The organism is Verrucomicrobium sp. BvORR106, assembly GCF_000739655.1.
Classification (GTDB): Bacteria; Verrucomicrobiota; Verrucomicrobiia; order Verrucomicrobiales; family Verrucomicrobiaceae; genus Verrucomicrobium.
This window is the reverse complement of the sequence record NZ_BATR01000009.1, coordinates 1-11,868: the sequence shown is the minus strand read 5'-3', so window position 1 is coordinate 11,868 and position 11,868 is coordinate 1. Positions and strand designations below refer to the sequence as shown.

The window sequence follows — 11,868 nt, the reverse complement described above, 5'->3', positions numbered from 1 at the left end:
GCCGTTGAGAGGCGTCAAGTGCAGCGTCAGGGAGCCATGCGAGGACAAGTGGGCCTTCCTAGACGAGGCGGTTTGCGGAGAGAATGGCCTGCCGCACGCAGTCGAGGATTTTTGATCCATCATCCGTCTTCTGGAAAAAGCCGATGCAGCCTGCTTGGAGAGCCGCCTCGCGTTTGCAGGGATCGTCACATGACGTGATAAAGAGGACCGGGCAGGGAGCCTTCTCCAGAAGGAGCCGCTGCTGGAGCTCCAGGCCTGACATGCCGCTCAGTTGAACATCCGTCAGCAGGCAGGAGAAATGCTCCCGCACTGGATCGCTCAGGTACTCTTCAGCCGATTGGAAGCTGATGGGCACGAACTTGGCAGCACGCAGCAGGCGGCTGAGGGAGTTGCATAGGTGGATGTCGTCATCGACGACGGCGACGTAGATGTGGGCAGGCTTCATTGAGCGATGCCGAAAAACTACCCAGCGCCTTCAGGCTCCGCTATTGCCCTTTGGTGCAGGTTTTGGGATGAACCGTCGAAAACTGGGGCCGCTCCTGAAGGAACTTTTCCACCGAGGTTCTTGATCCAAAACGGCACCCATTCAGCGAGGAGTTTGCTGACTGAGTATGCGAGAACTGCTTATTGCGGATGCGCTTTTTGCCCGAGATTGTTGCTGGCTGAGTGAATTTTCTCTCGTCGGGGCGTGGTCTTTTTCTGAATTCGCAAGAAGGTGCCGAAGCTGTGCTTTATTTCCCCATGCCCCCGCGCGCCAGACTCACGCCACCGCCCCATCCCCTGGGGCCGGCCGCTTTCCCAGGAAGCGGACGGTCAAGGGGGGCTGGACATGGTTTCTCTCTCCGTCGGCAAGGGCCGGACTAGCAGCCCCTGCTTCTGGCCACTCGATCGAGGTCGGCACGCTGGTTTGATAGACGGTCCTGAATCCGCTCAGCCTTCCGCCTGACATCGATCCCCGCCCCCCAGTTTGCGGGCAGGGCCGGCCTTCAGTCTTGCGCTAAGCGCCAGGCTTGGGTCAGGAGCCTCCGCCACTTGCTTCGTCACTTTGACTCTGAACTATTGAAATGTTTAAATTCGCTAGAAAATCCCCCCGTCCACTCTCTTCTTCAATTCAACGGTTCTCTGCGTGGATGATCGTTGCCACTGGCAGCCTGGTGTCGAGCTTGGTGGCTAGTGACGGCGTCTGGGACGTCACCAAGACCGGTGCACTGAACTGGGTGGACAGTCTGAACTGGAATGGCGGAGTGGTGCCTGGATTGCCGGGCGGCAGCGGGACGATCAATGACAAGGCCACGTTCAACGCTGTGGGAGCAGCCACCACCATCAGCATTGATGCCGGACGGACGGTGAAGTTTCTGGAGTTCGGCACGGGTGCGACAAACTACACCATCGGCGGAGCGGGGGCCAATCTGGGCGAGGCTCTCACAATCACCAGTGGTGGGAGCGTCACCCTGGCGACTGGAGCCACGACTTCTGTGTTGTTCAATGCGCCCATCATTCTGCAGGCGGGTTCTTATACCTTCACCAACAACTCGCTGGTGGGGACCGGCGCGACGACCACTGCTCAGGCAGAAGGTGCCGCCAAGCTCAACTTCGCGGGGAACATTTCCGGTGGTACGGCCACCAGTCCCATCACGCTCACCCTGGCGGGTCAGGTGGGGACGCGAAATGCGGGGAGCTCCGCCAGTGCCGTCTTGCAGGCAAACAACATCAGCGGCGTGATTTCCAATGGCGCGGCTGGCGGGGTGTTGTCCATTGCGGTGAGCGGTGTCAACAATGGCAGCAACGCGATCAACGCCTGGAACCTCACCGGCGCCAACACGTATAGCGGCAGCACGACCATCAGCGGGAACAGCACGCTGTACGTCAACAATCTGGCCGACACAGGCTTGGCGAGCTCCCTCGGCACCGGGGTCAACGGCTCCATTGTCGTGAGCGGCTATCTCATGTACACGGGCGGAGTTGCTTCGACGAACCGCTCATTCACGGGGGCTGGCGGGAACATCTACAACAACGGCACTGGCATGTTGACGCTCTCGGGAACGGTGGCGATCAACAACGGCTCCAGCATCATCTTCCGTGGCAGCCAGACCATCACGATGTCAGGGCTCATCTCTGGCGGGATTGCGGGCAACGTTGCATCCGTGTCCAAGACCAACGGCAACACCCTGGTTCTTACCAACAACAGCAACTCCTTCAATGGCAACCTCTCCATCTCCGCAGGGACGGTCAGTGTCACCAGTGTGGCGAACGCCGGGAGTGTTTCCGCCATTGGCGCGGGCAGCACCATTGCCTTCGGCCAGAACCAGACCTCGGACAACGTGGGCACCTTGCAGTTCACAGGAGCCTCTGGCGGTTCCACGAACCGGGCCATGGTGATCAATTCCGGCAGCGCCAACACGTCCGGTGCCCGGGGCACGGCCATCATTGAAAACACGGTGGCGGGCCAGACGCTGACGATGAGCGGGAATCTCCGCACCTCGGGGTCGGTCATTGCTGCGGCAGACTATTTCAGCGCCTTCACCATGACGGGAGCGGGGAATGGCGTCATGAGCGGCGTTGTGGGCGGACTCAACGGCGGAGGTCTGGACAACACCCTCGTCAACCTGCTGGTGACCAAGAGCGGCACTGGCACTTGGGAACTGCAGGGAAACAACCGCTACTACGGCGCAACCAACATCACAGCAGGCACCCTGCTGGTGACCAACACTGCCGGTAGTGGCACAGGTACAGGCAATGTGACCACGAGCGGCAGCGCCACGGTGGGCGGCACGGGATTCATCACCAGTGCAGAGAACGGAAGCATCACCATCGCTGCTGGCACCTCGCTCATGGTGGGCAATACCCACGGCGTGGCTGCAGGGCAGGCAGGCAGCAATGGGTATCTCGCGGCAGCCTCCCAACTCTCCATCGGCACCAATGCCAACGTGGCCATCACTCTGGCGGGGACGATGCGATTTGACCTCTTCGGCAACGACGCAGGTAATACCTTCGCAGAGGCGGATCGCCTGAAAGTGAGCACCACGGCGACCAGCCTGACGGTTGGGGGCTCGGTGGCCGTTGAGGATACCACCAGTACGAAGTCCTGGCGCTCCAACGGCGGCGGCGGCTGGACCTCCGGCACCTGGCAGCTCGTGGACTGGAGTAATGCCAGCTCCGCCACCAGGAACGGCACCGTGACCTACAGTCTGCCCACTTCCTCCGTGGGCATCGGCTACACCTGGGACACGAGTAATTTCCTCATCGACGGCACCGTATCCGTGGTGAAGATCGCCGACGCTAACATCCACATCTGGACAGGCGCCACGAGCAACTCGTGGAGCACCGCAGGCAACTGGACGGCCAACACCGCGCTCACGAGCTCCTCCGACGTCATCTTTGACACCAGCACGGTGCTCAGCAGCAACATCGACGGAGACAAGACCGTGCGGAACATCCTCTTCACCGGGGCCACCAGCAACACCGTCAACACGGGCAGTGGCGGAGTCCTTTACCTCGGGGGTGACGCGGCCAATGGCGGCACCATCCAGGTGCAGGGTGGCACCCAGACATTTAACGCGAATGTGCGGGTGGGCATCAACAGCCCCAATGTCTACATCGTGAACCAGGGCACCCTGAACTTCACCGGTGAGTTCATGGCCAATGACTGGAGCGGCACCCCCACCAACAAGGTGGTCACCTTCAGCGGTGACGGCACGACGAATGTCGCCTCCCTGAGCCGCCGCCACAACACGTACGACATGTCGATCGTCAAGAATGGTGCTGGCACCCTGACAATTCAGGGCGCCAACGGAGCCGATGCCGGAGACAATGTCGCGGGAACCATCACGGGCACCACCACCATCAACGGTGGCAAGATTCGCATTAACAACGAGCGCTCGCTGGGCGGCAATCCTGGCGCTTTCAACGCCGCGCATCTCACATTGAATGGCGGGGTGCTGGGAGCATTTGGGACCTTTGCCATCGATGATGTGAACCGAGGCATCACCCTTGGTGCCAATGGCGGCGGCATCGATGTGGAAGGTGCCAACGCCCTCACCGTGGCCTCTACGGTCACTGGGAGCGGAGCGCTTGCCAAGACCGGCACGGGTGCCCTGGTCATGTCCGCAGCCAATACGTACAGTGGCAACACGACCATCAGCGCGGGCACTTACTTTGCCAGAAACACCACGGGATCGGCTACGGGAACCGGCAGTGTTTTCACCACCGGAACGGCCACGCTGGGGGGCACGGGGGCCATCACGGCCAGCGCGGGCAAGACCATCTCCATTGCTGCCGGTACCAAGCTCATGGTGGGAGACACCCATGGCGTGGCGGGAGTGGCGCAGGATCTCCTGCTTGGCATGAGCGGGAATGTGAGCATCAATCTGAACGGCACCCTTCAGTTTGACCTGTTTGGTGCAGGCAGCACCGCGTCGATCGGGGATAGCAGCTACAACCTGCTGGGCACGGCCAACGATCTGCTGGAGATCGACACCACCGGCATCCTTAGTCTGGACAACCTGATCGTGCAGCTGTCTGCCCTGGACACTTCAGGCTGGTTGGACGGGCAGACGTGGAAGCTCATCGACTGGTCCAATTCCACACCGTCCTCAATCTCCCAGCAGAATGTTACGCTGGGCACCACCACTCTCGGCGGATACACCCTCACCCAGACCATTACCAGTGACGGTTACTACGTCACGGCGGCAATTCCGGAGCCCTCCCGCGTGGTGTTGCTCATGTTCGGGCTGGCCGGGCTGATCATGCACCGTCGTCGGCGCTAAACCTCACTCGTGGAGCGACCAGGGGCTTTGCCGGCACACATGTCCGGTAAAGCCCCTTCTTTTTGAAGATCACTTGCTGGCGGCTGGCGCGGCAGCGTTCGCCTGGAGTTCGAGGTATTTCGTGGGCAGGACGAAGGTCCAGCCCTCCGCCTTGAGGAAATCCAGGATGTCCGTGTAGTGCTTGAACCCTTCCTCGCTGAACCCGAAGGGGTGGAACTGAATGGCGGCGAAGGTGAGAGCGGCGCTGTCCTTCTTCTGATAGTCTTCTTTGAACTTGGGGAAGTTCGGCTTGCTGGTGCCGTCATGTTCGCCCCGCAGGCTCATGGGCAGCAGGACCTTTCCCTTGAGCTGGGCGTTCACCACTGAACCGGGGTAGCAGTAGATCATCTTCAGTTCAGGAATCTCGTTGAGAGCCCTCGCCGTGTCGCCGTCCATGGCATTGAAGGGGCTGCCAAAGATGGTGTAGGGGCTGCCGGTGGCGGTCTTGAATGCTGCCTGCGCTTTCAGCAGGTGATCCTTTTGATGTTCCAGGCCGGAGCCGCCGAACTCCGAGAGTTTCTTCCCGTCGGTAGAAGTCCAGCTTTTGTGATCCCAACCGTGGTTCCAGAACTCCACTTTGCCGGAGTCCGCCCACTTCTTGATCCAGGCCACGTACTTGGGGTCCTGGGTGGCCAGGGATTCGGTGATGATGCCCAGGGAGACCACGATGTCCCGCTCCTGAGAGAGGGCGATGAAGCGGTCCCACTTGGCATTCACACCACGCACGTCATCGGCCTTGATGATGGCGATGCGTTGACGGGCAGTGGGTTCAGCGGCAGTGGCTGGCCGCGATGAGCCCAGCGCGGTGAACAGGAGGAGGGCGGCGGAGAGAGGTCGAAGGAGCATGCCCCCTATGCGACGAAATTGTCAGGCATCTTTCAAGATGAAAACATCGCACCTCCTCTTCCGGGTGACTCCGGGAGTCAGGATCGTAGGAGGCAAGGCCGCCCAGGGGGCGGGCGTTCCGTGGGACGTGGATTCTTTTGCCAGGAGTGTCACAACCGGCTGCGGATCAAAATACACCCTATAGATATGAAAAAGATCAAGTTCGCAGCCCTCTTCAGCCTCTTGGCCGCCTTCACCAGCCTCCCGGCTCTTCACGCCGAAGGGTCCCTTCCTTTCGCCGTGAATGTGGGTGGTCAGCAGGCCACTTACAAAGCGGGCGAGGCCTTTGCCAAGCTGGAAAAACCAGTGGCTGCCAATGCGCCCGTCAGTGTTGCCGCCAAGGCGGACATGGTGATCATCAACATCCACAAAATGAAGGCCGACGGCACCACGGATGAAACCGCGCAGCCCGCCATCATCCTCCTCCAGGGGACGGACAAGGGTTCACTTGACCAAACCATGGACAAACAGAAATTGCCAGCAGGCAAATACCTCCTTAGCATCACTGCGGGTGAGGCCACGGCCACCATCCAGTTCGAGATTCAGTAGTCCAAACTTTCCCCCAGACACTCCATCATTTAGTAGATCAACTCGTAGAAGCCAAAAAATCATGAAAGCCATTGCTCTTATTGCCCTTATGACCACCCTTGCCACTGCTGCCGTGTCCGCTGACGATAAAGTGGGTTTCAAGAAGGAAGACGTTGCCGGCACCGTGCTGCAGCGTCAGGTCGGCCAAAAGGTGGAGATCCGCCTCAAGTCCGGTGAGAAGATCTCCGGTAAGGTGGAAGCCGTGGGGGGCGAGGCGCTGCACCTTTCCTCCATCACCGGCCAGGAGTTTTATGACGCCGTGGTGATCCTTGATGACATCAGCGCCATCGTGATCCGCACTGATCGCAAGTAAGCGGGTGCCTCCCTTCCCGACGGGCGGTGACCACTCAGGTTGCCGCCCGTCTTTCTATCAGGTCCCTTTGCCCCACCGGTTCCCATGTCTCACTCCCTCGCTTTTTCATCCCGCCGCCAGTGGTGTGCTGCGGCCTTGATGACGCTCACAGGAGGCTGTCTGCTCTCCAGTGCCTGTGCCGCAGAGACGACAGTGCCCGATGTGAAGACCGTCTTCGCAGAGCTGCTCACGTGGGCTGACCGGGTGGCGGGGAAGGAGATGCAGTTTGACCATCCCCGGGATGCCCAAGCGGAGGCCTTCAAGGCGCTGGGCAGGGATGCGGGCGCAGTGCTCAAGGTAGCAGGAAACAAAGAGGGCCACTTGCTGGAGCTGGATGAAAAGCTGCGTGTCCTGACGCTCCGCACCGTGGCTCCGGCCAATGAAGATCGCGGGATCGACGTGCATCTCTCCATCCATCTCTTCACCGACCGCCAGCAGAAGTGGATGTACCCGCCCTCCACCGGTGGAGAAGTGCCCACGCACCCGCTCGCGCTGGTGGCGGTGGGTACCTCAGACGCGGAGGGCGATGTGGAGACGCGCAGCTTCCAGCTCTACCAGTACGGTCGCATTGGCCGACGGGTGGTGTTTTCGGCGGTGAAAGGGCTGGATCCCTTCATGGACCAGGCTCCGGAGGCCGCGCTCTGCCTGCCCAAAGGGGAGGCAACAAAATCCCTGGTGACGGCGGCTGATGCCGCGAGGAAGCATGCGCTCGCAGAGGCGGGCCAGACCTGGGATGAGGAGTCAACTTTTGCCGCCTTGCGTGCCCGCCTGTCTCTGGATGAACAGGCGCCTCAGTGGTCGCTTCATCGTGCGCCGAAAGGGGACGGCATCCTCGTCCAGCCTTATTGGATCAATGACGGCGGCACAGACATGGCGCTGGAGTGGGCCTCTCTCGGGGGCACCGCGACTCCGGCCCTGTTCAAGCCGCTCACGGGGTTGGTGCGGTCCCTCCACTACGAGTGGGATGCCACCAAAGGCCGGTTCCTGCTGAAAGGCACCGCTCCCCGGCCGGATGACGTGGAATTCCTCTTTATGGAGACCGGAGAGAAGGTGGAGTAGAAAGCCGAGGTCGGTCCGCTATCGCACCTCCACCGCGCCAGCATCGGGGGCCGCGCCCTTGAAAGAGCCCTTTCCTGCACCCGGAAGGGGCTTCCCGTTCCAGTAAGAGCCAAGGTCCAGTCCCGCATCCACCGCCGCACTATCAGCAGCCGGGGCGCCGTTTTCGTCCAGGGTAATGGTCACTCCATAGCGGCTGCCTTGGTCCTTGGTGGCGTCACCCGGCCAGGGGCTGGCACCCTTCAGACTCACATTGTGAGCGCTGGTAAAGTCGACCGCTGTGCCTTTGTCCGGCTCATCCAGATAGCCCTCTCTGGTCACCAGGAGGTTGTTGAGGAAATGCCATTTGGGCACGCTGAAGTCCCGCTTTCCCTTCTCCACATGGAGGGCCAGGGCGGGCTTCCTGCCCACGATCGTGTTGTGGTAGATGTAGCCTTCAGCAGGGGAGGAATCCATGCTGAACCAGAAGTTGAAAGGCGAGCCGTCGATAAGCCGGTTGTGATGGATGAAGACAGGGCCGATGCGGGGTACTTTGAATCGGAAGCCACCGTGGGTGCGGCGCAGTGTGTTTTCCTTCACCTCCACCTCCACGCAGCCCACCCCCAGCTCGATGCCGGAATCCCTGGTGTTTTCGATGACATTGCCCGCGATGAGGGTGCCCTTCCCATGGGTGGCATCCGGCAACGGGTCGTCCAGGGATTCGGCCTTGTAGTCGCCGATGCAGATGCCGTCGAACACCCGGTCCAGGCGGTTGTTGAGGATGCGGTTGCCCACCCCCGCCCGGATGAGGTTGATGCCCACACGGTCATACTTGCCCACGTCTTTGTGAATGCGCCAGATCTCGTAGTTGGCGCGGTTGTGCTCCATGCTGGGCATCCATTCCTCTAGAGACCCGCGGGTGATCTCGCAGTTCTCCACCGTGCACTGGCTGGCACCGCCGGAGATTCCGATGCCCGTGTCTTCATAGGACCGGATGCGGCAGTTGCGCACCTGGGTCTGATTCGCGCCTTCACCGATGCTGATGGAGACGGCACCTCCGGTCAGCTCCAGGTTCTCGATGACAACGCCGGAAGCGCCTTTCACGCTCAGGATCGGCTGGTCCAGGGGGATGAAGGTCAGCTTGGCGGCGACAGGTGTGATGCCATCGGGCAGCCGCACATAGGCGCGCTTCTCTTTCGGGTGCCAGATCCAGAGGGCTTTGATTTCATTGAACCCGCTGAGTGGCGGTCCCTTTTTGAGCAGGGTTTTCCAGTGCCAGTCGCCGGCTTTTTGGGCCCGGTCATAGCGGAGCTCGGCGATGAACCTGCCATCCAGGAGCAGCCCCGCGGGCTGGGTGGGGAGGGTGCAGGTCTGCACTCCCGGCAGATCTGTGCCGGCAGGCTGCCAGTCAGCCTGAAGCGGCTTCGTGCCATCCAGCACGGCGCCTGGCTCGCCTTTGAGAGTGAGGCGTTTGTCGATGACCACAGCCTCCCGGTAGGTACCGGGCTTCAGCACCAGCACATCACCTTCAGCGGCTGCCTTCAGTGCCGCAGGGAGCGGCTGCTCGGCGCCAGCCGAGGCGGGAGCCACAGAGATCTCGGCCGCCTGCAGGGTCAGGCTGATCGCCCCCAGGAGCACACTCATAGGGATGGCTGGACGGGGGATGATGCGGCGGAGCTTTGGTGATCGCATGGTGGACAGATACGCTGCCCTCATCCCGGGCTGATCAGCCATTCTTCTTGTGCGGCTGCCGACGCCAGAGCCAGGGAGGCACGGGCTTGTTCTCCTGCCACAGGCCGCGGCGGGCCCGGCGGGCTTCCGCCTCCGCTTGGGCCAGTTCCGCATCTTGACTGTACTGCAGGTAGTGCCAGGCCATCCCGCGCAGGATTTGCTCGTGATTCACCCAGATGTCGCCCACGTGGAGCTGGCCGAGTGTGCGGCCATACTTGTCGATGCCCGTGGCATGGAGGTGGGCCTCGCGCCCGAAGACCAGGGACGAGAGCGACTTCTTGGCGGCAGATCCATAGGGCTGGCCTGTCTCCGGTGCATCGATCCCCAGCAGCCGGATCTTCACCTCCGTCTTGTCCGGGGTCAGAATCGTCATGGTATCGCCATCATGCACCCGCACGACGATTCCCTTTAGACCTGCACCCGCCTGTGGTGCTTGGGCCAGCGTCACTGTCAGCATGAGTCCCCAGGTCAGCACTACCCACAAGGCAGATCTGAAACCAGGGGAAAAGGGGAGGGGCGCACCCTCGCCCCGTGGCCTTGATTGACGGAATCGTCAACTTCCCTGGTGGGGGAAGAGCGGTTTCCGGCGTGCGGAATGGCAATATCCCGGCAGATCCTGCGCGGGGTGCCTTTCCCGTTGCAGCCGTCGCAGGGCTCGCTTAGGGCAGGGGCATGTGGCCGCGCATCCGTCGAGTTCTCAAGCATCCCATCATGGTGATGGTGGTGCTCACGTTGCTGTGTCGTGGGGTGAAGAATGCCTATCCCTTCAACAGCTTCCCCATGTACGCGGATCCCAGTGAGTACCCTTCCAACTACCTGGTGGTGGCGGATGGGGCGGGTAATGCGCTGGACATCAAGAAACACACCGGTCTGAGTTCCGCCAAGGTGAAAAAGATCTACACGGAGCGGCTCAACCGCACGTGCAAAAAGAAAGGGCTGGAACCCGAGGAGGCCACTCCGGAAATCCAGAAGGAAGCCTTTGCCGAAACGATGCGCCAGCTCCGCGAGGCGGCTACCAAGCGAAAGCGCCCGCTGCCGGAAATGGTGCGCATCACCGACATGCTCATCTATCAGGAGGAAACCACCTTCCGGGAGGTGCCGCAGGTGCTGGGTGAGGGCTGATCCCTCCCAGAATAGTCTGCCATACCGAGTCTTTGATGTGACCTGCCCCGCCCTGAGTGAATTGACCTGATCCCTTTCTATGGAGTCCAAAGCCTTTAGTCCAGTGCCCGTATGTGCGAGGGAATGGTTCCTTCTCCGTCTCTTCTTTGCCATCGCTGTGGTCTGGGGTCTGTGGGAGGCCCTGCCATTTGCCCGTCAGGAGATGCCCAACGGCATCGCCTATTTTATGGACCTTTCGTTCTTGGGCGGGGCGGATGCGATGACGTGGTTCCGTCCTCTCGTGATCGTGGCAGCGGTGCTGTACGTGACCGGGTTTCTTAATCCGCTGGGTGTGGTGGTTCTGACGCTGGCCCACTTGGGGTACAACACTCTGCACAACTCCCAGGGCTTCACGTTTCATGGAAACAACATGATCGGGCTCATCCTCATCACCCAGTCCGTGGCAGAGCTGTTCTGGCTCGGCTGGCGGGTGGTGAAGGGGCGTCCATTCGCGTTTGCAGAAGGGCTCAGCGTGGGCTCCTACCAGCTCTATTTCTCCCAATGCGCGGTGGCGGCGGTCTATGTCACCTCCGCCATCACCAAGCTGAGCAAGACCGAGGGGCTCTGGCTGTTCAAGAGTCACTACCTGGCCAAGGCCGTGGTGAAGACTCATCGCCAGCTCTATTACGACAACCCCAGCAAGGGGGTGTATGAGCCGGTCATCGGCATTGCCCAGTGGCTGGCGGAACATCACATCATCACCCGCGTGGCGTTTGGGGCGGGATTCATGCTGGAGTTGTTTGCCTTTGCCGCCTTGTGGAATCGCGCCTGGGCGCTGTTCATCGGGGTCAGTTTCATAGCCTTCCACTTCGGGGTGGAGCTGATCATGAAGCTGGATTTCCGCGTGAATCAGGTCATGTGCTTCATCTTCCTGGTGAACCTGCCGTTTTGGATTTCGTGGATGGCAGGGGCGATGGCCAGGAAGGGCAATCGTTTGCCGCAGCCGGCAGGGCGGTAGGAAATGTGTGGACGTGCGGCCCGATCCGGCGTCGCCTTCGTGACGCGATGTTTTTACATATGTTATCCGGTGGTTGTGGTCGCTACGCTCCCGTCACCACCGGCTACTGTCCGACGTCCCTCCGGGACGGTGAATGAGGGCGTGAGCGATGGCGATAGCGGTTGGGACGGAAGCTTGTCCCCGAGGGACGCTGGAAATTAGCTGGTGGTGACAACCACCGGACAAGTGTTTTGTCATGCCTCGCGTCCCGGAGGGACGCTGGAGTGGTGGCTTCCACGTGTGCCACCGAGGTCGGTGGGTTCAATGACTAACACAGATCTGAAAATGTCCTCCACCTGATCCCGCTTGCGGGA

At 60.9% G+C, this 11,868-nt stretch carries 10 protein-coding genes; 6 read left to right on the top strand and 4 right to left on the bottom strand.

The genetic code is table 11. The annotated features are described in order from the left end of the window. Positions 1–58: 58 nt before the first annotated feature. Positions 59–445 (bottom strand): response regulator, encoded by a 387-nt coding sequence (locus BV106_RS01535; RefSeq protein ID WP_038159457.1) that lies wholly within the window; start codon positions 443–445, stop codon positions 59–61. 685 nt (positions 446–1,130) lie between these two features. Between BV106_RS01535 and BV106_RS01530 the strand changes: the two genes are divergently transcribed. Then, positions 1,131–4,766, top strand: a complete 3,636-nt coding sequence (locus tag BV106_RS01530) for an autotransporter-associated beta strand repeat-containing protein (RefSeq protein ID WP_038159454.1) — start codon at positions 1,131–1,133, stop codon at positions 4,764–4,766. Between the two features lie 69 nt (positions 4,767–4,835). Here BV106_RS01530 and BV106_RS01525 read toward each other — a convergent pair whose 3' ends face one another. Continuing rightward, positions 4,836–5,651, bottom strand: coding sequence for a DUF2334 domain-containing protein (locus tag BV106_RS01525; RefSeq protein ID WP_038159451.1), 816 nt, complete (start codon positions 5,649–5,651; stop codon positions 4,836–4,838). Positions 5,652–5,837: 186 nt separating this feature from the next. Here BV106_RS01525 and BV106_RS01520 point away from each other — a divergent pair, with 186 nt between their 5' ends. The 3 genes from BV106_RS01520 to BV106_RS01505 all read left to right on the top strand — a co-directional run bounded on the left by BV106_RS01520 (position 5,838) and on the right by BV106_RS01505 (position 7,689). After that, positions 5,838–6,239 (top strand): hypothetical protein, encoded by a 402-nt coding sequence (locus BV106_RS01520; RefSeq protein ID WP_038159448.1) that lies wholly within the window; start codon positions 5,838–5,840, stop codon positions 6,237–6,239. Positions 6,240–6,300: 61 nt separating this feature from the next. Beyond that, positions 6,301–6,591 carry a hypothetical protein gene (locus BV106_RS01515; RefSeq protein WP_265595217.1) on the top strand — a complete coding sequence of 97 codons (291 nt, stop codon included), beginning with the start codon at positions 6,301–6,303 and terminating at the stop codon, positions 6,589–6,591. Positions 6,592–6,675: 84 nt separating this feature from the next. After that, a complete protein-coding gene (locus BV106_RS01505; protein ID WP_265595216.1) occupies positions 6,676–7,689 on the top strand; it encodes a hypothetical protein in 1,014 nt (337 codons plus the stop codon). Positions 7,690–7,707: 18 nt separating this feature from the next. Here BV106_RS01505 and BV106_RS01500 read toward each other — a convergent pair whose 3' ends face one another. Both BV106_RS01500 and BV106_RS01495 read right to left on the bottom strand, forming a co-directional pair. Then, positions 7,708–9,357 carry a right-handed parallel beta-helix repeat-containing protein gene (locus tag BV106_RS01500; RefSeq protein WP_265595215.1) on the bottom strand — a complete coding sequence of 550 codons (1,650 nt, stop codon included), beginning with the start codon at positions 9,355–9,357 and terminating at the stop codon, positions 7,708–7,710. A gap of 34 nt (positions 9,358–9,391) precedes the next feature. Then, positions 9,392–9,853 (bottom strand): thermonuclease family protein, encoded by a 462-nt coding sequence (locus BV106_RS01495; protein ID WP_063767886.1) that lies wholly within the window; start codon positions 9,851–9,853, stop codon positions 9,392–9,394. Between the two features lie 215 nt (positions 9,854–10,068). On the opposite strand from BV106_RS01495, the gene BV106_RS01490 reads away from it, so the two are divergent. Then, positions 10,069–10,518 carry a hypothetical protein gene (locus BV106_RS01490; protein ID WP_038159434.1) on the top strand — a complete coding sequence of 150 codons (450 nt, stop codon included), beginning with the start codon at positions 10,069–10,071 and terminating at the stop codon, positions 10,516–10,518. A 79-nt stretch (positions 10,519–10,597) separates the two neighbouring features. Next, positions 10,598–11,515, top strand: a complete 918-nt coding sequence (locus BV106_RS01485) for a hypothetical protein (RefSeq protein WP_038159431.1) — start codon at positions 10,598–10,600, stop codon at positions 11,513–11,515. Positions 11,516–11,868 lie beyond the last annotated feature (353 nt).